This is a genomic window from Streptomyces subrutilus, assembly GCF_001746425.1.
In the GTDB taxonomy this organism is placed as follows: domain Bacteria; phylum Actinomycetota; class Actinomycetes; order Streptomycetales; family Streptomycetaceae; genus Streptomyces; species Streptomyces subrutilus_A.
Genome location: NZ_MEHK01000001.1, coordinates 1,545,228 through 1,565,064 on the forward strand (window position 1 = coordinate 1,545,228; position 19,837 = coordinate 1,565,064).

At 72.7% G+C, this 19,837-nt stretch carries 16 protein-coding genes and 1 riboswitch; of the genes, 10 read left to right on the forward strand and 6 right to left on the reverse strand.

Going from position 1 to position 19,837, the window contains the following annotated elements:
- Positions 1-96 precede the first annotated feature (96 nt).
- Positions 97-227, reverse strand: a riboswitch (FMN riboswitch).
- 291 nt (positions 228-518) lie between these two features.
- Positions 519-2,864, forward strand: a complete 2,346-nt coding sequence (locus BGK67_RS07935) for a chitinase C-terminal domain-containing protein (protein ID WP_069919338.1) — start codon at positions 519-521, stop codon at positions 2,862-2,864.
- Positions 2,865-3,056: 192 nt separating this feature from the next.
- The gene (locus BGK67_RS07940; protein WP_069919340.1) at positions 3,057-3,797 is read left to right on the forward strand and encodes an SDR family oxidoreductase; all 741 of its coding nucleotides are present in this window, start codon (positions 3,057-3,059) and stop codon (positions 3,795-3,797) included.
- Positions 3,798-4,897: 1,100 nt separating this feature from the next.
- Here BGK67_RS07940 and BGK67_RS07945 read toward each other — a convergent pair.
- Positions 4,898-6,055, reverse strand: a complete 1,158-nt coding sequence (locus BGK67_RS07945) for an ROK family transcriptional regulator (RefSeq protein WP_069919343.1) — start codon at positions 6,053-6,055, stop codon at positions 4,898-4,900.
- Positions 6,056-6,109: 54 nt separating this feature from the next.
- Here BGK67_RS07945 and BGK67_RS07950 point away from each other — a divergent pair, with 54 nt between their 5' ends.
- From BGK67_RS07950 to BGK67_RS07960, 3 genes are all read left to right on the forward strand, one after another.
- Positions 6,110-7,324, forward strand: a complete 1,215-nt coding sequence (locus BGK67_RS07950; RefSeq protein WP_069919346.1) for an MFS transporter — start codon at positions 6,110-6,112, stop codon at positions 7,322-7,324.
- A gap of 83 nt (positions 7,325-7,407) precedes the next feature.
- Positions 7,408-8,802 (forward strand): uracil-xanthine permease family protein, encoded by a 1,395-nt coding sequence (locus BGK67_RS07955; protein WP_069919349.1) that lies wholly within the window; start codon positions 7,408-7,410, stop codon positions 8,800-8,802.
- A 76-nt stretch (positions 8,803-8,878) separates the two neighbouring features.
- Complete coding sequence (locus BGK67_RS07960) at positions 8,879-9,532, forward strand: DUF5995 family protein (RefSeq protein WP_069919352.1); 654 nt, start codon at positions 8,879-8,881, stop codon at positions 9,530-9,532.
- Here BGK67_RS07960 and BGK67_RS07965 read toward each other — a convergent pair.
- The 3 genes from BGK67_RS07965 to BGK67_RS07975 form a co-directional block, all read right to left on the reverse strand.
- On the reverse strand, positions 9,519-10,712 hold the full coding sequence (locus tag BGK67_RS07965) for a GDSL-type esterase/lipase family protein (RefSeq protein WP_069919355.1): 1,194 nt from the start codon (positions 10,710-10,712) through the stop codon (positions 9,519-9,521). The genes BGK67_RS07960 and BGK67_RS07965 overlap by 14 nt on opposite strands.
- 155 nt (positions 10,713-10,867) lie before the next feature.
- Positions 10,868-12,565, reverse strand: a complete 1,698-nt coding sequence (locus BGK67_RS07970; RefSeq protein WP_069919358.1) for a flavin monoamine oxidase family protein — start codon at positions 12,563-12,565, stop codon at positions 10,868-10,870.
- 50 nt (positions 12,566-12,615) lie between these two features.
- Entirely contained in the window at positions 12,616-13,416 is an 801-nt protein-coding gene (locus tag BGK67_RS07975; RefSeq protein WP_069919360.1) for a carbon-nitrogen hydrolase family protein, read from the reverse strand.
- Between the two features lie 335 nt (positions 13,417-13,751).
- On the opposite strand from BGK67_RS07975, the gene BGK67_RS07980 reads away from it, so the two are divergent.
- On the forward strand, positions 13,752-14,063 hold the full coding sequence (locus BGK67_RS07980) for a WhiB family transcriptional regulator (protein ID WP_069919362.1): 312 nt from the start codon (positions 13,752-13,754) through the stop codon (positions 14,061-14,063).
- Here the strand turns inward: BGK67_RS07980 and BGK67_RS07985 are convergent.
- Both BGK67_RS07985 and BGK67_RS07990 read right to left on the reverse strand, forming a co-directional pair.
- Positions 14,041-14,496 (reverse strand): Lrp/AsnC family transcriptional regulator, encoded by a 456-nt coding sequence (locus BGK67_RS07985; protein ID WP_069919364.1) that lies wholly within the window; start codon positions 14,494-14,496, stop codon positions 14,041-14,043. The two genes, BGK67_RS07980 and BGK67_RS07985, sit on opposite strands and share 23 nt — an antisense overlap.
- A 10-nt stretch (positions 14,497-14,506) precedes the next feature.
- Positions 14,507-15,961, reverse strand: coding sequence for an amino acid permease (locus tag BGK67_RS07990; protein WP_069919367.1), 1,455 nt, complete (start codon positions 15,959-15,961; stop codon positions 14,507-14,509).
- Positions 15,962-16,275: 314 nt separating this feature from the next.
- Between BGK67_RS07990 and BGK67_RS07995 the strand changes: the two genes are divergently transcribed.
- The 4 genes from BGK67_RS07995 (at position 16,276) to BGK67_RS08010 (ending at position 19,716) form a co-directional block, all read left to right on the forward strand.
- Entirely contained in the window at positions 16,276-17,277 is a 1,002-nt protein-coding gene (locus tag BGK67_RS07995; RefSeq protein ID WP_069919371.1) for a GDSL-type esterase/lipase family protein, read from the forward strand.
- 119 nt (positions 17,278-17,396) lie between these two features.
- The gene (locus BGK67_RS08000; protein ID WP_069923706.1) at positions 17,397-18,344 is read left to right on the forward strand and encodes an SCO0930 family lipoprotein; all 948 of its coding nucleotides are present in this window, start codon (positions 17,397-17,399) and stop codon (positions 18,342-18,344) included.
- A gap of 94 nt (positions 18,345-18,438) precedes the next feature.
- Positions 18,439-19,275, forward strand: coding sequence for a LytR/AlgR family response regulator transcription factor (locus BGK67_RS08005; protein ID WP_069919373.1), 837 nt, complete (start codon positions 18,439-18,441; stop codon positions 19,273-19,275).
- A gap of 165 nt (positions 19,276-19,440) precedes the next feature.
- On the forward strand, positions 19,441-19,716 hold the full coding sequence (locus BGK67_RS08010) for a hypothetical protein (RefSeq protein ID WP_069919376.1): 276 nt from the start codon (positions 19,441-19,443) through the stop codon (positions 19,714-19,716).
- Positions 19,717-19,837 lie beyond the last annotated feature (121 nt).

A 19,837-nucleotide genomic window follows, 5' to 3' on the forward strand; every position in this document is an offset into this window, starting at 1 on the left:
CACGGGGACGCCGGGGCCGGAAAAATGGTCCGCTGCGCCACATCCACAGGGATGCGCCGAGGAACCGCCGACGGCGGCGTACCGGTCACTGGCCCGCCGCGCACTGCCTCCCATCCGGACTTTAACCGTCGGTCCAGGAATCTCACCTGGTCAACCGGCCGCTGGCTGCGGACGGGTCGCGGACTATAACCGCCGGTTCGGAATTACACCGACCCCGGAGTGCGCTGCTTACTGGTACTCCAGCTAGTTTGCCATGGTCGATCGACAGCCATGCGGGTGAGGACGTGTGGCCTGGCTCACACGGGAGGGGTGCGGGGGCGGTCCGGGGGCGGACGCGGCCGAGTGGAGGCGGGGTTGGTCCAGACCTATTGACGGGGTGGTCTAGTCCTCTTAACGTTCCCTTCATCTTCCCCGGGAGCAGCCCGTCAGATGTGCGCACGTCACGGGCCAACACGCTTCACGTTTCCGCATGTTGTGTCCTGCCCAGTCCCGCCTTCCTCCCCTCCCCAGGAGGCACGATGCTGTCCCCCACACGTACGAGGGCGATGCTCCTGGCATCCGGCGCCGCAATCGCCGGACTGCTCGCGGCCGGGCTCTCGACGGGCGTCTCGCACGCCGCCGATAACGAGAGCTGCCGCCCCGACGGCCTGTACAAGACGGCCGGAGTCGACGTCCCGTACTGCTCGGTGTACGACGCCGAAGGCCGCGAGAAGATGGGCGCCGACCATCAGCGCCGCGTCATCGGCTACTTCACCGGCTGGCGCACCGGCAAGAACGGCGAGCCGGCGTACCTGGCCCACAACATCCCGTGGTCCAAGGTCACCCACCTGAACTACGCCTTCGCCCACGTCGGCGCGGACAACAAGATCTCCGTCGGCGCGGACAACGCGAACAACGCCGCCACCGGGATGACCTGGCCGGGCGTCGCGGGCGCCGAGATGGACCCGGCCCTCCCCTACAAGGGCCACTTCAACCAGCTGACCAAGTTCAAGAAGCAGTACCCGAACGTCAAGACGCTGATCTCGGTCGGCGGCTGGGCGGAGACCGGCGGCTACTTCGGGGACGACGGCAACCGGGTCGCCTCGGGCGGCTTCTACTCGATGGCCACCAACGCCGACGGATCGGTCAACCGGGCGGGCATCGAGACCTTCGCGAACTCCTCGGTCGAGTTCATCCGCAAGTACGGGTTCAACGGCGTCGACATCGACTACGAGTACCCGACCACCATGAAGGACGCGGGCAACCCGCTGGACTGGCAGCTGTCCAACGCCCGCCGCGCCGGACTCGTCCAGGGTTACGACGCCCTGATGAAGAGCCTGCGCGAGAAGCTCGACCGGGCCGGCGCCGCCGACGGGAAGCACTACCTGCTGACCGTCGCCGCACCCTCCTCCGGCTACCTGCTGCGCGGCATGGAGACCTTCCAGATGCAGAAGTACCTGGACTACGTCAACATCATGTCCTACGACCTGCACGGGGCCTGGAACGAGTACGTGGGGCCGAACGCCTCGCTCTTCGACGACGGCAAGGACGCCGAGCTGGCCGCCGCGAACGTCTACGGCAGCTCCCAGTACGGGAACATCGGCTACCTCAACACCGACTGGGCCTACCACTACTTCCGCGGCTCCATGCCGGCCGGCCGCATCAACATCGGCCTGCCGTACTACACCCGCGGCCACAAGAACGTGCAGGGCGGCACGGACGGCCTGTGGGGCAAGGCCCCCGCGACCACCTGCCCGGCCGGCGCGGGCCTGACCAAGTGCGGTGACGGCGCGGTCGGCATCGACAACCTGTGGCACGACAAGGACACCAACGGCGCCGAGTCGCCCGCCGGCTCCAACCCGATGTGGCACGCGAAGAACCTGGAGAAGGGGATCGTCGGCGACTACGTCACCAAGTACGGCTTCCCCGCCAACACCACGCTGACCGGCACCTACGCCCGCAAGTACGACGCGACGCTGGTCGCGCCTTGGCTGTGGAACGCCCAGAAGAAGGTCTTCCTGTCCACCGAGGACGAGCAGTCGGTGGCCGCCAAGGCGGACTACGTGGTCGACCGCGGCATCGGCGGCACCATGGTCTGGGAGATGGCCGGCGACTACGCCTGGAACGCCGCCAAGGGCCAGTACGAGATGGGCGACACGCTCACCTCGCTGATGTACGACAAGTTCAAGACGGCGGCCCCGTACGGCGCGAAGAAGTCGAACACCGCGCTGCCGGCGCAGGCCGTGGACATCAAGACGGAGTTCACCGAGTTCAAGCTGGGCGACTCCAACTACCCGATCACCCCGAAGCTCAGGATCACGAACAACACCGCGGCCACCCTGCCGGGCGGAACCGAGTTCCAGTTCGACTACGCGACCGCGGCCCCGAGCAACGCCTCCGACCAGTCCGGCTTCGGCACCAAGGTGATCCGCAGCGACCACACGGGCAGCAACGTCGGCGGCCTGAAGGGCGACTTCCACCGGGTCTCCCTGAAGCTCCCGGCCTGGCAGACGCTGGCCCCGGGCGCCTCGGTGGACCTGGCGTTCAACTATTACCTGCCGGTCTCCACGCCCTCCAACTGGACGGTCAACATCTCCGGCACGACGTACGCGCTCGCCGGTGACCTGGCGCGCGGTGTCACGGTGGTCCAGCCCGGCTCCACCACGCCGCCGACCACCCCGCCGCCCACCTCGCCGCCGCCGACCACTCCCCCGCCGACGGGCGGTGCGTGCACCGGCCCCGCGTACGTGGCCGGCCAGGTCTACACCGGCGGGAGCGTGGTCTCCCACAAGGGCCGCACCTGGAAGGCCCAGTGGTGGACGCAGAACGAGGAGCCCGGCAGCACCGGCGAATGGGGCGTCTGGAAGGACCAGGGCGCCTGCTGACACCTCTGACACCCCGGGGGTGACCCGCAGACGTGAGGACCCGGTAGCCCGGCGGCCACCGGGTCCCCGCACGTGGCGCGGGACACGGATGACCGTCCGGGGCCGGCTGTCACGTTTCCGGGGGCCGTCCTGTCTGACTGGTGCCCGACATCGGTTCGGATCAGTACGGATCCAGGAAGGACGGACCACACCATGAGCACCATCCTCGTCACCGGAGGCACCGGAAACCTCGGCTCACTGGTCACCGCGCGGCTGCGGGTGGCGGGCCACGAGGTCCGCGTGCTGAGCCGGCACGCCGCCGAGCACCCGGTGGACCTGCGGGACGGCAGCGGCCTGGACGCGGCGATGGCGGGGGTGGAGGTGGTCGTGCACTGCGCGAGTTCCCCTCGCGGGGGCGACGAGAAGGCCGCCCGGCACCTGATCGGCGCGGCCCGGCGGGCGGGGACCGTCCGCAACCTCGTCTACATCTCGATCGTCGGGGTGGACGTGGTCCCCCTCGGCTACTACAAGTCGAAGCTGCGGGTGGAGCGGCTGCTGGAGGAGTCCGGGCTGGGCGTGACGATCCTGCGCACGACGCAGTTCCACGACCTGGTGGCGCAGCTGGTCGACACGGCGGCGAAGCTGCCGGTCGTGCCGCTGCCGTCCGGGGTCCGGGTGCAGCCGATCGCGGTCGAGGAGGTCGCGGACCGGCTGGCGGAACTGGCCGTCCCGACCCCGTCGGGACGCGTCCCGGACATGGGCGGCCCGGAGATCGCCACCCTGCCGGACCTGGGCCGCACCTACCTCGCGGCGACGCGCCGCCGTCGCCGCGTGGTCCCGCTGCCGCTGTGGGGCAAGGCGTACGCGGGCTTCAAGCGGGGCGGCAACCTGGCACCGTCACACGCGACGGGCCGGGGAACGTTCGCGCAGTACGCGGCACGGCGGGGGCGGTAGGGGGCGGGGGTTGGGGGGCGGGGCCACTGAGGCGGGGTCGGAGAGGCGGGGGGGCGGCTTCGGGGGCGGAGGCGCCAGGCCGGGATCGGAGAGGCGGGGGCGGCTGGTGGGGGCGGGAGACGCACACTGCTCATCAGGGAGGGTTTGGGGGGTTCCCGTCAGTCCCATAGTCCTTCCGGGGCGGGACGGTCCCTCAAGAGCGCTCCTTCGTCGCGTCGCTTCGCGATGTCGCTGCGCTCCACTCTTGACCGACCGCCCCGCCCCGGAAAGACAAGGACTGCCGGGAACCCCCCAAAGGAACGGGCCGGGGGATCGATCTCGACACGAGCTCATCAGCGAGGGGCGGGCACGCACCCGAGGAACAGGGTCTGCGCCCGGGCCCATCGGGAGGGCATCCCGGACCGGGGGCGGCCCAACCCACACCAGACAGCGACCAGCAGCCCCTCGGAAGCCCCAACGCACCAGATCGCTACGCGCTCCTCACGTGTCGGCGTCCGACGGCCGTCTGGGACCCGCCGGACATTCAGACGCCGATGCCCACCCATGTAAGGGCTGATCGCCGCCAGATCACCTCAGCTGCGTAGCGATCCGTGGAGGGCCTGATCCGTGGCGGCCTATGTCCAGCCCCAGACGGCCGCCGGACGCTGAGAGATGAGAAGCGCGTAGCGATCTGACGCGTAGGGGATGGGGAGGGGCTTCTGGGCGCTGTTCGGTGCGGGTTGGGCGGCCCCCGGCCCGGATTGCGTCCCTGTTCGCCCCGCGTGCGGATCGTGCCTGCCCCCGGCGTGCCAAGGGCGCTGGTCCCTGATGTCCGTTAATGGACTCCGTCCCCAGTGGACCGTTCTTTTGGGGGGTTCCCGTCAGTCCTTGTCTTTCCGGGGCGGGACGGTCTGTCAAGGGTGGCCGCAGGCCATCGCGCAGCGACGCGACCGAAGGGAGCGCCCTTGACAGGGCGGCCCGACCCGGAAGGACAGTGGGACTGGCGGGAAACCCCCAAACCCTCCCTGATCAGCCCCCACCGAAATCAAGCCCCCACCTCCCACCCCCGCCTCTCCGATCCCGCTCGCCCGCCCGCCCACCCGCCCACCCCAGCGCACCCCCTACCCCCCGAACAGCACCTCCTGCGCCGCCTCCCGCGCCGCCAGCCTGGCACCTGTCAGGACCGCCGGGCCGCCCAGGGTCGTGGCGCGGACCTCGGTGGGGACGGGGGTCAGCGCCGCCAGGCGGGCGGCGACCCGGGCGGCCAGGGCGGGGCCGCCCGCCCGGCCCAGTTCGCCCGCCAGGACCACGCAGCCCGGGTCCAGGACGGCGGTGACCGCCGCCGCGCCCAGGGCCAGGCGCCCGGCCAGGGCTTCGAGGAAGGCCTCCCCGGCGGCCCCCGCCACGGCCTCCTCAGCCGGACCGGCGAAGCCGTGGGCGCGGGCCAGTGCCGTCACGGCCTCGCGGCCCGCCAGCGCGTGGAAGCCGCCCCCGCAGTCGGTGGCCGAAGGCAGCCCGCCGGTGCCGGGCACGGGCAGGAAGCCGATCTCGCCGGCCCCGCCGGAGGCGCCCCGGCGCAGCCGCCCGTCCAGGACCACGGCCGCGCCCACCCCAGCGCCGAGCCACAGCAGGACGAAGGAGTCCACGTCGCGGGCCACGCCCAGGCGCTGCTCGGCCAGAGCGGCCAGGTTGGTCTCGTTCTCGACGGCCACCACGGCGGGCAGGGTCCGCCGCAGGGCCGCCACCAGGTCCCGGTGCCACGCCGGCAGGCCCTCGGTGTCGCGGAGTTCGCCGGTGGCCGGGCCGACGAGGCCGGGGGCGCCGACGACGACGGTGTGCAGCTCACCGGCCCCGGCCTCGCGGGCGGCGCGCAGCAGGGCCGCGACCGCGTCCTCGGGGGCGCCGACGGGCAGGGCGGCCTCGGCCAGCGGGTGGCCGAGGAGGTCGGTGATGACGGCGGTGACGCTGTCGGTCCGTACGTCCAGGGCGGCCAGATGGGCGCGGCGGGCGACGATCCCGTAGAGCCTGGCGTTGGGGCCGCGCCGCTGTTCGCCGGATTCCCCGACGACCTCGATCAACCCGGCTTCGGCGAGCCGCTCGACGAGGTCGGCGACCGAGGGGCGGGACAGGCCCGTCCTGGCCTTGAGCTGGGTGGCCGTCAGCGGCCCGGCTTCCTGGAGGAGTCGCAGGGCGAGGCGGTCGTTGATGGCGCGCGCCGTGCTCGGTGAGGCAGGGGACGGTGCCGGCGTCGAGGTGAGGGCTGGGGTCACGGCGCCCATCCTAGGCAGTCGGGGCCTTAACTATCAGGCAGGCTCCCTGATAGTTTATCTCCCATGACCGGGGACATCGATCTCAGCCCGGCGCGGCTGCGCCGTGCCCGTTTCGCGATCGCCGCCGTCTTCTGCGCCCACGGCGCCGTGACCGGCTCCTTCGCCACCCGCATCCCCTGGATCCAGGACCACGCCGAGCTGAGCGCCGGCACTCTGGGGCTGGCCCTCGCCTTCCCCGCGCTGGGCGCGGCGCTCGCGATGCCGCTGGCGGGGCGGGTCAACCACCGCTTCGGTGCCCGTACCGCGCTGCGGGGGCTGCTGGCGCTGTGGACGCTCTCCCTGATCCTGCCGAGCCTCGCCCCGAACCTGCCCGCGCTCTGCGCCGCGCTCTTCGTCTACGGCGCCACCTCCGGCATGTCGGACGTGGCGATGAACGCGCTCGGCGTGGAGACGGAGAACCGGCTGGGCCGCTCGGTCATGTCCTCGCTGCACGGCATGTGGAGCGTGGGCGCGCTGCTCGGCTCGGCCGCCGGCACGGTCGCCGCGCATGCCGGGGCCGACGCCCGGCTGCACCACCTGGTGGCCGCGCTGGTCCTCACCGCGGCCGGGCTGGCCGCCGTACAGGGGGTGTTGGACCTGAGGAGCGACCAGGAGGAGGAGGCTCCGCCGCGCTTCGCGCTGCCTCCGCGGTCCGCCCTGCTCATCGGCGCCATGGGCTTCTGCGCGGTCTTCGCCGAGGGGGCGAGCCTGGACTGGTCCGCGGTCTACCTGCGGGACGTGCTGGACACGGACGCCGGTCTGGCGGCGGCCTCGACCACCGCCTTCGCGCTCACGATGGCCGTCGCCCGGCTGGCCGGGGACCGGGTGGTGGACCGGTTCGGGGCGGTGCGGACCGTCCGGGCGGGCGGCGCAGTGGCCACCGCGGGCGGGCTGATCGTGGTCTCGGTGCGCGAACCGGCGGCGGCGATGGCCGGCTTCGGGCTGATCGGGCTGGGCATCGCCGTGGTGGTCCCGCTGGCCTTCGCGGCGGCGGCGCGCAGCGGACCGGCCCCGGCACAGGCCATCGCGGGTGTCGCGACGATCACGTACACATCGGGGCTGATCGCCCCGTCGGCGATCGGCGCGGTGGCGGACGCGACCTCGCTCGTGGTCTCCTTCGGACTGGTCACCCTGCTGGCCTTCATGCTGGTGGCGGGGGCGGCGGTGCTGCGGCAGAAGCCGGCCGCTCCCGGGGCCTCCGCGGCCGATCGGGACGAAACTGCCGGTATCCGCCCGTAACATATCGGGGGCCCTGCCTGATCGGAACGACAGGCGCCGGCGGCCTCGATGCTTGATCAGCGGCGGAACGGGAGTGGTGGAACATGGGCCTCGGCGTGCGCTGGACCCTGCACGGCGACGGGCGGACCCCCGCCCCCGGCGCGGTGGTGCGCCCGGACGAGCGGCTGTCGTGGCCCCGGACCGCGGGGCTGGGCGCCCAGCACGTCGTGGCGATGTTCGGCGCGAGCTTCGTCGCGCCGGTCCTGATGGGCCTGGACCCGAACCTGGCCATCATGATGTCCGGTGTCGCGACGGTGATCTTCCTCCTCGCGACGCGCGGCCGGGTCCCCTCCTATCTGGGCTGTTCGCTCTCGTTCGTCGGCGTGGCCGCGGCGATCCGGGCCTCCGGCGGGGACAGCGCGGTGGTGACCGGCGCCGTCTTCGTCGTCGGCGCGGCGCTCTTCCTGGCCGGGCTCGCGGTGCAGCGCTTCGGGGCGCGGATCATCCACGCGGCGATGCCTCCGGTGGTGACGGGCGCGGTCGTGATGCTGATCGGCTTCAACCTGGCGCCGGTGACGGCCTCGACGTATTGGCCGCAGGACCAGTGGACGGCGCTGCTGGTCATGGCGTTCACCGGGCTGGCCGTGGTCTGCCTGCGCGGCTTCTGGTCGCGGATCGCGATCTTCCTGGGGCTGGTCTTCGGGTACGGGCTCTCCTGGGTCCTCGACCGGATATTCGGCAAGATCCACTCCACGGTGGGCGGGCCGGAGGCCGTGGACCACTGGCGCCTGGACCTCTCCGGGGTGGCCAAGGCCGACTGGGTCGGGCTGCCCACCTTCCACGCGCCGGCCTTCGAGTGGTCGGCCATCCTGATCGCCCTGCCCGTGGTGATCGCGCTGATCGCCGAGAACGCCGGGCACATCAAGGCCGTCGGGGAGATGACCGGCGACCCGCTGGACGACAAGCTCGGCACCGCCATCGCCGCCGACGGCGCCGCGTCCATGCTGTCCACGGCGGTCGGCGGCCCGCCGAACACCACGTACTCCGAGAACATCGGGGTCATGGCCGCCACCCGGGTCTACTCCACGGCCGCCTACTGGGCCGCGGCCGGGTTCGCGCTGCTCTTCGGCCTGTGCCCGAAGTTCGGGGCGGTCGTCGCCGCGATCCCGGGCGGGGTGCTGGGCGGCATCACCGTCATCCTGTACGGCATGATCGGCCTGCTCGGCGCCCAGATCTGGATCAACGGCCGGGTGGACCTGCGCAATCCGCTGAACCTGGTGCCCGCCGCGGCGGGCATCATCATCGGCGTCGGCGGGGTCACGCTGCGGATCACCGACACCTTCGAGCTCGGCGGCATCGCCCTGGGCACGGTCGTGGTGATCACGGGCTACCACGCCCTGCGGTACTTCGCCCCCGAGCACCTCAAGCGGCAGGAGCCGCTGCTCGACGCGGGCGCCTCCGCCTACGATCATCAGGACGGCCGCGACACGCCACGTTGACGGGGTTTCGCCCGAACCGGCGAAGCGTACGGCCAAGTTCCCCGTATCCGTGCCGGTGCCTGCGACTCTGCCTGACATGGAAGCGGTGCTGGCGCGGATGCGCGCCCTGGACGAGCGGCTCCCGCCGCAGGACGGTGTCGCCGTCTTCAACCGGGTGTACCTGAGGGTGACGGAGACCCTGCACCGGCGGATCGAGCACGGCGGGTTCCCGGCGCCGCGGCGGGCGCAGACCCTCAGCGTGCGGTTCGCGGAGCGGTACCTGGCGGCGGTGGACGCCGACCGGGCCCCGGCCTGCTGGCGTCCCCTGTTCCAGTACCGCCGCCATCCCGGGATCCGCCCGCTCCAGCACGCGCTGGCCGGGATCAACGCGCACATCGGCCACGACCTGGCGGTGGCGGTGGTCTCCACCTGCCGGGCCCTGGACTGCGAACCGGGGGCTCTGGAGGCCGACTTCGACCGGGTCGGCGACACCCTGGTCGCCCTGGAGGAGCTCATCCGCGAGGACCTGATGCCGGGCCCGGACCTCCTGGAGATCGCCGACCCGCTGACCCACCTGCTCGGCTCGTGGAGCCTGGAGCGCGCCCGCTCGGGCGCCTGGGCGTCGGCCCGCCTGCTGTGGACCCTGCGCCGCTCCCCGGACCTGGCCGAGGAGTTCCGCGAATCCCTCGACGCGGGCGTCGGCCTGGTCGGCCGCTGCCTGCTGACCCCGGCCCGGCTCAGCCGCGTGTGACGGCGAACGGGCCCCCGTCGCCGAAGGCCAGTTCCGCGAAGCGCTCGCCGATGCGGCGGTGGCCGGCCGGGTCCGGGTGGAGCCGGTCGGGCAGGGGCAGCTCGGCGAAGTCCGCCGCGCCGTAGAGGGCCCGGCCGTCGAGGTGGTGCAGGTTCGGGTCGGCGGCCGCCCGCTGCGTGGTGATGCGGGCGAGCTCGTCCCGGATGACGCCGAGCGTCAGCCGGCCGGTGGCGCGGTCCGCCGGGTCGCCGAGCGCCTTGAAGCGCAGTTCGCCGTTCTCGACGTCCGGCGCGGTGGGGCCCGGGGTGTCCTCGTGGATGGGGCAGAGCACGGGAGAGACGACCAGCAGCGGAGTGGTGGGGTGCCCCTCGCGGACGGTGTCGAGGAATCCGTGCACGGCCGGGCCGAAGGCGCGCAGGCGCATCGCGTCGTGGTTGACCAGATTGATGCCGATCTTGAGGCTGATCAGGTCGGCGGGGGTGTCGCGGATGGCGCGCGCGGTGAACGGGTCGAGCAGGGCGTTGCCGCCGAATCCCAGGTTGACCAGTTCCACGCCACCCAGCGCGGACGCGAGCGCCGGCCAGGTGCCGGTCGGGTCGACGGCGAAGGAGCCGTGGCTGATGGAACTGCCGTGGTGCAGCCACACCCTGCGGCCGCGGTCGGGGAGGTCCTCGACCGGGGCGTCGGTGCGCAGGGCGATGAGCTCGGTGACCTCAGTGTGGGGCAGCCAGATCTCGACGTCCTTCGTCCCGGCGGGGAGCCCGGTGAACCGGACGGTGCCGGGCGGGCCGGGGCGCAGCTCCTCGGACCCGGTGGCCATGTCGACGACGCGGACGTTGCCGCCGGGCACGGTGCCGCGGCCGGCCGGGCGCCCGTCGACGAGCAGCTCGTACACGCCGTCCGGCCGGGGCGGGGCTCCCTGGTAGAGCGTCTTCGTGGGGAGCGCGTCCAGCTCGACGGCGGTGGCCGCGGTCCGGAAGGCGATCCGCACCCCGGAGGGCTGGGCCTCGACCGCGGCCAGGTCCGCGGTGGGGAACTGATCGCGCGCGCGGGCGGGCAGCCGGTGCGGGAGCACGCCGTGCGCGGTGCGTTCCACCTCGAGGGCGCCGCGCAGCAGGTGCGCCTCCACGGGGGTGGTGATCGACGGGACGGGACCGGTTTGGTTGTACGGGGCATTCATACTCCCCACCCTGCCCGGCGGTGGCCGGCCCTGCACCCGCTTTTCCGCCGCTGCGGGAATGAGTACGGGCCGCCGCCGCGAGGTGTGCGCGGGGGCGGCCCGTGGTCACGGGGTCCGGGGCGGGGGGGTGCGCCGCCGGGGTCCGATGGGGGAGGTCAGTCCTCCGGGAGTTCGACCGGGGCGATGTCGTCGTAGACGTCGCCGGGGCCGGGGTTGGTGGCGTCGGTGGAGCCGCCGAGGTGGTGCATGACGCCCCAGACCGCGTTCAGGGCGGTCTGGACGGCGCCCTCGGCCCAGCCGGCCGTCCAGGAGATGTCGTCGCCCGCGAGGAAGATGCCGCGCTTGTCCTCGGGGAGGCGGTCCTGCATGAAGTGCGTGAACAGGCGGCGCTGGTAGCGGTAGTGGCCCGGGAGGTTGGCCTTGAACGCGCCCATGAAGTAGGGCTCGTTCTCCCAGGACACGGTGACCGGGTTGCCGATGACGTGGCGGCGGATGTCGACCTTGGGATAGATCTCGCCGAGGGACTTCAGCATGACCTCCATCCGCTCGTTCGCGGACAGCGGCAGCCACTTGAGGCTGTCGTCGCACCAGGTGTACGAGAGGCAGATGACGGCGGGCTTGTCCGGGCCGTTGTCCAGCAGGTAGGTGCCCCGGGTCATGCGGTCGGTCAGGGTCATCGACATGACGTCGCGGCCCGTCTCCTCGTCCTTGTCCAGCCAGAACGGCCGGTCCACCGGGATGAAGAGCTTGGAGCTCTCCATGTAGTGGGTGCGCTCGATCGCCGTCCAGTGGTCGATCGGGAACAGCGTGTCGTCGCACTCGATCTTGGACAGGAGCATCCAGGACTGGGCGGTGAAGATCGCGGCGCGGTAGGTGCGGATGTCCCCGGACGCGTCGGTCACCGTGATGCGGTTGCCCGCGGTGCGGTGCAGACGGGTCACCGCCGGGCGGGGGGTGCCCTCGTGCAGGGAGGACAGCGAGGTCCCCTGCGCCCAGTGGATGATCTTCTGGGGCTCGCGCTCCCACAGGCGCAGCGGGAGCTGCTGGGAGCCGCCCACGATGCCGCGGTGGTGGTCGTCGGCCTCGGTGTAGACGACGCGCAGGATCTCCAGGATGGAGTTCGGGAAGTCGGTGTCCCAGCCGCCCGTGCCGAAGCCGACCTGGCCGAAGATCTCGCGCTTGCGGAAGGACTTGAAGGCCTCGGACTTGCAGAGGAAGCCGTAGAAGGTCTCGTCGTCGAGCTTCTCGACGAGCTTCGCCCAGATCTCGCGGATCCGCGGGACGTCCCGCTCGCGCATCGCGGTGTTCATGTCCGAGAAGTCGGCGCCCTCGTCCAGGCAGGCGTTCCACGCGTCGGCGACGTCGCGGTAGACCTGCGGGAGGTCGGCGATGGTCTCGGCGTAGTGGGTCTCGCCCTTGAGGTCGACGACCGTGGAGGGGGTGGCCTCGGCGAGCGGGTTCGGGAAGGGCTCGGTGACCAGGCCGACGAGGTCGATGTAGTGCTGGAGCGCCGTGGAGGACGGCGGGAAGCGCATCGCGCCCATCTCCGCGGTCAGCTCCTCGGTGCCGGCGCCCTCGAAGCCCACGGTGCGCAGCCGGCCGCCGATCTGGTCGGCCTCGTAGACGACGGGCTTGAGGCCCATCTTCATCAGCTCGTAGGCCGAGATGATGCCGGACAGCCCGCCGCCGATGACGGCGACCTCGGTGCCGTGCTCGGTCGCGGGTATCTGACCCAGCCCCGCCGGGTGGGCGAGGAAGTCGTCGTACGCGTACGGGAAGTCCGGGCCGAACATGGTGATCGGCGGCTGTCCGTCGCTGTGCGGGACGGCGGTGGTGGGCACCGTGGACGTCATGGGGGTACGTCTCCTTGCGGCAGGGCTGGGGAAGCGGAGGAGCAGGGGGGTCAGACGAGGGAGGCGTAGAGCCCGGGGCGGCGGTCGCGCAGGTAGGGGTTGTTCGTGCGGGACGCGCTCAGCAGCTCGGGGTCGGCCTCGCCGAACACCAGCTCCTCGCCGCGTCCGGCCCGGGTCCGGGCGACCCCGTCGGGGCTCGCCAGGCAGCTGAGTCCGACGAACTCGAACTCGCCTTCCGGGCCGGTGCGGTTGACGTACGCGATGTACATCTGGTTCTCGAAGGCCCGTACGGGGACGAGCTGTTCGGCGACGAACTGGAAGGGGTGCATCTGCGCGGTCGGCACCAGGAGGAGGTCGGTGCCGGCGAGCGCGTGGGAGCGGACGTTCTCGGGGAACTCCACGTCGTAGCAGATCATGATGCCGATGCGGAGGCCGCCGAGGTCCGCCTGGACGACGGTGGTGTCTCCGGGGGTGAAGGCGTCCTGCTCGAAGCAGCCGAAGAGGTGGGTCTTGCGGTAGTTCGCGAGGGCCGCCCCGTCGGGCCCGATGAGCTGCGCCGCGTTGTACACGGCCTCGCCGCCGCGCTCGGGGTAGCCGTACAGGACGGCGACCCCGTGGCGGCGGGCGATCTCGCCGATGGCGGCGGCGGACGGGCCGTCGGCCGGTTCGGCGAGCGCGGCGATGTCCTCGATCTCCAGGGCGTAGCCGGTGAGGAACATCTCCGAGGTGACGAGGAGCCCGGCCCCGCCCTGTGCGGCGCGTGCAGCGGCCTCGTCGAGAGCCTCGAGGTTCCCGGCGGTGTCGCCGAGACGTCCGGAGCTCTGGAGGAGGGCGGTGCGCAGCGGGGGCATGGACTACCTCTGTGACAGGAGGGGTGGGGTCGTAAAACGGTACGTTCGCGCGTTCGACCGGGACAAGCCGTGACCGTTGCGCTCCGCGCATCGATTCGTTGCGTGTTCCGGAGCGCCTGCGGAGATTCGTTGCGCGGGGGTGGAAAGGGCGAGTGACCGGCGGGGATACGGAGATCGTCGCGGCGGAGCGGGTTCGCCCGGGCGGGGGCGTGGCGGGCGCCGGCCGTCCGGACGGGGGCGGGGCGGGCCCGGTCGGGGCGGGAGGGTGGGCGCTGGGGGGTTTCGGTGGGACGGCAAGCGGTCAGACGCGGGAAAACCCACGGAAGGGAACTGCCATGACGGACGTCACCCGCCTGCCCGGGGCCACCCACCACTTCTGGGAGTGGCAGACCGGGGCCGCCTGCCGGGATCTGGGCTCGGCCCGGTTCTTCCATCCCGCCGGCGAGCGCGGCGAGGACCGCGAGGAGCGGGACGCGGCCGCGAAGCGGGTCTGCGGGGTGTGCCCGGTGCGCGCGCGGTGCCTGGAACACGCGCTGCGGACCCGTGAGCCGTTCGGGGTCTGGGGCGGCCTGACGGAGGAGGAGCGCCGCTCGCTGAGCGACCGGGAGCTCGAGGGCGCGGGGGCTACGCGGGCGCGCCGGAGGTGAAGCGGCGCAGCAGCGGGGAGAGCACGAGGACGGACTTGGTGCGCTCCACGAAGCGCTCGCCCGCGATGCGCTCCAGGACCCGCTCGAAGTGGCGCATGTCGGAGGCGAAGATCTGGACGAGGGCGTCCGCGTCGCCGGTGACGGTCGACGCGGACACCACCTCCGGATACCGCTCCAGACCTCGCCGGATGTCGTCCGGCGAGGTGTTGTGGCGGCAGTAGATCTCGATGAAGCCCTCGGTCTCCCAGCCCATCGCGGCCGGGTCCACGCGGACCGTGAAGCCGGTGATGGCCCCCTCGGCGCGCAGCCGGTCCACGCGCCGCTTCACGGCGGGGGCGGAGAGCCCGACCTCGGAGCCGATGTCCGCGTAGGAGCGGCGGGCGTCCTCGGCGAGGGCGTGCACGATGCGTTCGTCGAGATCGTTCAGTCGCACTGCGGGTGGATCACTTTTCTGCTGTGGCCAGTGTGGAGCGGCGCATGCCGTACACGAAGTAGACCACGAGGCCGACGGCCATCCAGCCACCGAACGCGACCCACGTGGCGACCGGCAGGCTGTACATCATGTAGCCGCAGGCGAGGAAGCCGAGGATCGGGGTGACCGGGAAGAGCGCCACCTTGAAGGTGCGCGGCAGGTCGGGCTTGGTGCGGCGCAGGATCACGACCGCGACGTTGACCAGGGCGAAGGCGAAGAGCGTGCCGATGCTGGTCGCGTTGGCCAGCTCACCCAGCGGGATGAAGGCGGCCAGGGCCCCGCAGAAGAGCGAGACGATCACCACGTTGACGCGCGGCACGCCGGTCTTCGCGTCGACCTTGGCGAAGGCCTTGGGGACGAGGCCGTCGCGGGACATCGCGAAGAGGATGCGGGTCTGTCCGTACAGGACGGCGAAGACGACGGAGGCGATGGCGACGACCGCGCCGGCCGCGAGGACGACGCCCCAGAAGCTGTGGCCGGTGACGTCGGTCATGATCTGGGCGAGCGCGGCCTCGGTGCCCTCGAAGTCCTGCCACGGCATGGCGCCGACGGCGACGAGCGCGACGAGGCAGTACAGGACGGTGACGATGCCCAGCGAGAGCATGATCGCGCGCGGCAGGTCCTTCTTCGGGTTCTTGGCTTCCTCACCGGCGGTGGAGGCGGCGTCGAAGCCGATGTAGGAGAAGAAGAGCGTGGCGGCGGCGGCGCTGATGCCGGTGACGCCGAGCGGGGCGAGCGGCGCGTAGTTGCCGGCCTTGATGCCCATGAAGCCGATGCCGATGAAGAGCAGCAGGGTGACGATCTTCACCGCGACCATGACGGTGTTGATGCGGGCGCTCTCCTTGGCGCCGCGCATCAGGAAGACCATCGCGAGCAGGACGACGACCAGCGACGGCAGGTTGATCCAGCCGCCTTCGCCCAGCGGCGCCGAGAGGCCTTCGGGGATGGTGAAGCCGAGGGTCCCGTCGAGGAGCTCGTTGAGGTACTGGCCCCAGCCGACGGCGACGGCCGCGACCGACACGGCGTACTCCAGGACCAGGCACCAGCCGCAGATCCAGGCGATGAGCTCGCCCATGGTGGCGTAGGTGTACGAGTACGAGGAGCCGGAGACGGGGACGGATCCGGCGAGCTCGGCGTAGGACAGGGCCGAGAACAGCGCGGTCAGGCCCGCGATGACGAACGAGATCGTGACGGCCGGGCCGGCCTTGGGGGCGGCTTCGCCGAGGACGACGAAGATGCCGGTGCCCAGGGTCGCGCCGATGCTGATCATCGTCAGCTGCCACATGGTGAGCGAGCGGCGCAGCGAGCCGCCCTCGCCCTGGCCGCCCTCGGCGACCAGCTGCTCGACCGGCTTGCGGCGGAGCAGCGGGTGGGCGGGCCTGCGGGCCTCGGTCGTGGCGGATGGCGCCTGGCCGTGGTCGAGCACGGGGTGACTCCTTCTTGCTGCGGGTGGGGATTCAGGCGTCGACCGCAGCGGTCCGGAGCGGGGCAGGCGGGCGAGAAGCCTGCCTGGGCATGGGAGGACCGCCGAGCAGGCGGTCCGCGCCACTCCACGTACAGCGAGTGAGCCTACGAGCTGAGTGATACCGCCCGTAATGCACCATCCTTGCACATTGCCGCACGATCGTTGCGCGGATCTGTCCCAGATGGTCCTTTGTTGCGCGCGGATGATCGATCGCTGCACAGGGGACCTCGAACGGCATTCTTGACAGCTCATCAGATCTCCCGCAGCGTGCCGCCATGGACCTCGATCTGTGGCAGGACCCCGCGCCCTTCCTGCGCGGGGTCGCGTGGCTCGACAGGGGACGGCCCGTGCGGGCCGACCCGGCCGACACCATGCGGCTGCCCTGGGACACCGGCGAGCGGGCCACCCTGCCCATCGGGGTGCGGCTCGAGTTCACCGCCGACACCGCGCGGGCGGTGGAGATCCGCTACCGGGCCACCGTGCCCGGCCCCACCGACTCCCTGCGCGACCTCGCGCACGGCTTCGCGCTGTGGGACCGGCACGGGGTGGTCCGCGAGGTGTTCACCGAACCGGCCGCGCAGGCCGTCGTACGCATCGAGCTGGGCGGCGGACCGGGCCCCTTCACCATCCACCCGCCCGAGACCCAGTCCCCGCTGGTCCTCGGCCTGCGCGGGATCGGCGGCCCGCTCGCCCCGGCGCCGGCCGCCCCGCGCTGGGTGGTGCACGGGGACTCGATCACCGAGGGCTGGTGGTCCACCCGGCCCGCCCACGGCTGGCCCGCGGTGGTCGGCCGGGCGCTCGGCTGGGACACGGTCAACCTCGGCTACGCGGGCGCCGCCCGCGGCGAGCTCGCCACCGCCGAACAACTCGCCGCGCTGCCCGCCGACGTCCTCACCCTCGCCTTCGGCACCAACTGCTGGTCCCGGGTCCCCTACTCCGCGCCCCTGCTGTACGAGACCACCCGCGCGTTCCTCGACCTGGTCCGCCAGGGCCACCCGCGGACCCCGCTCCTGCTGGTCTCCCCCGTCCTGCGGCCCGACGCCGAGCGCACCCCGAACCGGCTCGGCGCCACCCTCGGCGCCCTGCGCGACGCGATGGAGCGCGCCACCCGGGACCGGATCGCCGCCGGGGACGAGCGGCTCGCCGTGCTCCCGGGCCGCGACCTGCTCGGCCCGGAGCACCTGGCGGACGGACTGCACCCCGATGACACCGGGCACCAGGTACTGGGCCTCGCTGTGGCCACGGCCCTGCGGCGGGCCGGGTTCGCCGCCGAGTGAGTGAAACAGCCCACACCCTCCGCCGTGAACAGACCGGACCCAGCTGGGCGTGTCCTGTGCACAGTTGCCGCCGCTGGCGCGACGGCGCGGAACGGACACCACACGTGGGAGAGATCAACATGGGCATGAAGCGCGGAACCACCCTCGCCGCGGCCGCCGTCGCCGTCGTCCTGGCGGCGACCGCCTGCGGCCCGTCGCAGGACAACGCCGCCGACACGGCCAAGCCCGCCGGGGCCGCCGCACAGGCCTCCTCCCAGCCCGCCGCGGACGGCGCGGCCGAGCCCGCCGGCCGGCTGGCCATCGCCACCAGCGAGCAGCTCGGCCCCGTCCTCACCGACAGCGCCGGCCTCACCCTGTACCGCTTCGACAAGGACACCGCGAAGCCGCCGAAGTCGAACTGCGACGGGGACTGCGCGAAGACCTGGCCGGTGGTCGCGGCCGGCGACGTCACCGCCACGGCGGGCATGGACCCGGCGCTGCTCGGCGAGGTGGTGCGCACCGACGGCACCAAGCAGCTGACGGTGGCGGGCTGGCCCGCGTACCGCTTCGCCAAGGACACCAAGGCGGGCGAGTTCAACGGCCAGGGCGTCGGCGGGGTCTGGTTCGCGTTCGCCCCCGACGGCAAGAAGGCGGCGAAGGCCGCTGCGGCCCCGGCCCCGGCCGGTACGGGCGAGGCGGGCGCGGGCGAGGCGGGCGCGGGCGAGGCCGGCACGGGCCTGTCCGTCGCGAAGGACCCCAAGCTGGGCGACCACATCGTCGACGGCAAGGGCATGACCGTCTACCGGTTCAAGCCGGACACCGCGTGGCCGATGGTCTCCAAGTGCGTCGGCGACTGCCTGGCCAAGTGGCCCGTCGTGCCCCCGGTGGACAAGGCCGACGCCAAGGGCATCACCGAGCGGAACTACCTCGTGCTGGACCGCCCCGACGGCAAGAAGCAGCAGACCGTCGACTGCTGGCCGGTGTACACCTTCGCCGGTGACAACAAGCCGGGCGACATCAACGGCCAGGGCGTCGGCGGCACCTGGTACGCGGTCGCCCCCGACGGCAAGCTGATCACCGTCCAGTAGCCCCCGCCTCCCGGACCGCGCGGCCCCGCCCACGTCCCCCGGGGCGGGGCCGCGCGCCGTTCCGCCCGGGCGGGACAGCTCCTACACTCCCCGCATGCTGCGCGTACTGGCCGTCGACGACGAGAAGCCGCTCCTGGAGGAGCTCCTCTACCTGCTGCGGTCCGACCCGCGGATCCGCAGCGCCGAGGGCGCCTCGGACGCCACCGAGGCGCTGCGGCGGATCACGGTGGCGCTGGAGGCCGGGCCGGACGGCGCGGACGGCATCGACGTGGTCTTCCTCGACATCCACATGGCCGGGCTGACCGGGCTGGACATCGCCCGGCTGCTGGCCGGGTTCGCGCGGCCGCCGCTGATCGTGTTCGTCACCGCCCACGAGGGGTTCGCCGTCCAGGCCTTCGACCTCAAGGCCGTGGACTACGTGCTCAAGCCCGTCCGCCCGGAGCGGCTGGCCGAGGCCGTGCGGCGGGCCTGCGCGCAGCTGGGGCAGCCGGTCGGGGCACCCCCGGCGGCCGGGGGCGCGGCGGGAGCGGCCGCGCCCCCGGTTCCGCGGCCGCTTCCGGCGCGCCGGTCGGCCGAGCTGCCCGTCGCCGACCGCGCGCCGGAGCAGATAGCCGTCGAGCTGGGCGGCGTCACCCGGTTCGTGCCGATCGCGGCCATCGCCTACGTCGAGGCGCAGGGCGACTACGCCCGGCTGCACACCGACGACGGCAGTCACCTGGTCCGCATCCCGCTGTCCACGCTGGAGGAGCGGTGGGCGGCCCGCGGCTTCGTCCGGATCCACCGCCGCCACCTGGTGGCCCTGTCCCGGATCGACGAACTCCGGCTGGACGCGGGCACGACGAGCGTCCGGGTCGGCTCGGCGGAACTCCAGGTGAGCCGCCGCCACGCGCGGGAGCTACGGGACCTCCTCATGCGGCACGCGACCGGCTGACGCGCGCGGGGGCCGGGGCGCCGTCCGGCGGTGCGGGCGACCGTCCGGCGGCCGTGGGATGCCGTTCGCCGCACGGCGAGTGGCGTACGGCGATCGGGCGGGGCCGTCGCCCGCCGTCGGCTTCGTGCCCGCATATCGTGGATCTTCCGGCGCGGGAGGAGCGTGATGTCCGAGATCCAGGCCCTGCTCGACGCGCTGACCGGCCTGCCGCGCGGTGCCCCGGCCGGGCCGGCCGAGGCGGAGGCGCTGCTGGCCCGCCTGCGCAGTGCGGCCGCGCGCTGGGCCGACGTCCTCTACGAAGCGGGCGAGGGGGTCCGGGGGCAGGTGCCGCCGCGGGCCGAGGCGGCGTTGACGCTGGCCTTCCGCCGGGCCGAGGAGTCGTACGTGGAGCTGGAGATCGCCCTCCGCGACTGCGCGGAACACCGCGACCCGGCCGTCTGACCGCCGCGGGTCCGGGGACGGAGCCCCCGACGGGTCCGGGGCGGAGCCCCCGGGACACGGCCCCGGGGCCGGATCGTGCCTGTCGCGCGGCCGGGGCCGTGCATAGACTCCCGTCACCCTC

Coding starts and splice junctions, on each gene's coding strand:
- BGK67_RS07935 (WP_069919338.1), top strand. CDS start 519: ATGCTGTCCCCCACACGTACGAGGGCGATGCTCCTGGCATCCGGCGCC.
- BGK67_RS07940 (WP_069919340.1), top strand. CDS start 3,057: ATGAGCACCATCCTCGTCACCGGAGGCACCGGAAACCTCGGCTCACTG.
- BGK67_RS07945 (WP_069919343.1), bottom strand. CDS start 6,055: ATGGGCGCCGTGACCCCAGCCCTCACCTCGACGCCGGCACCGTCCCCT.
- BGK67_RS07950 (WP_069919346.1), top strand. CDS start 6,110: ATGACCGGGGACATCGATCTCAGCCCGGCGCGGCTGCGCCGTGCCCGT.
- BGK67_RS07955 (WP_069919349.1), top strand. CDS start 7,408: ATGGGCCTCGGCGTGCGCTGGACCCTGCACGGCGACGGGCGGACCCCC.
- BGK67_RS07960 (WP_069919352.1), top strand. CDS start 8,879: ATGGAAGCGGTGCTGGCGCGGATGCGCGCCCTGGACGAGCGGCTCCCG.
- BGK67_RS07965 (WP_069919355.1), bottom strand. CDS start 10,712: ATGAATGCCCCGTACAACCAAACCGGTCCCGTCCCGTCGATCACCACC.
- BGK67_RS07970 (WP_069919358.1), bottom strand. CDS start 12,565: ATGACGTCCACGGTGCCCACCACCGCCGTCCCGCACAGCGACGGACAG.
- BGK67_RS07975 (WP_069919360.1), bottom strand. CDS start 13,416: ATGCCCCCGCTGCGCACCGCCCTCCTCCAGAGCTCCGGACGTCTCGGC.
- BGK67_RS07980 (WP_069919362.1), top strand. CDS start 13,752: ATGACGGACGTCACCCGCCTGCCCGGGGCCACCCACCACTTCTGGGAG.
- BGK67_RS07995 (WP_069919371.1), top strand. CDS start 16,276: ATGGACCTCGATCTGTGGCAGGACCCCGCGCCCTTCCTGCGCGGGGTC.
- BGK67_RS08000 (WP_069923706.1), top strand. CDS start 17,397: ATGGGCATGAAGCGCGGAACCACCCTCGCCGCGGCCGCCGTCGCCGTC.
- BGK67_RS08005 (WP_069919373.1), top strand. CDS start 18,439: ATGCTGCGCGTACTGGCCGTCGACGACGAGAAGCCGCTCCTGGAGGAG.
- BGK67_RS08010 (WP_069919376.1), top strand. CDS start 19,441: ATGTCCGAGATCCAGGCCCTGCTCGACGCGCTGACCGGCCTGCCGCGC.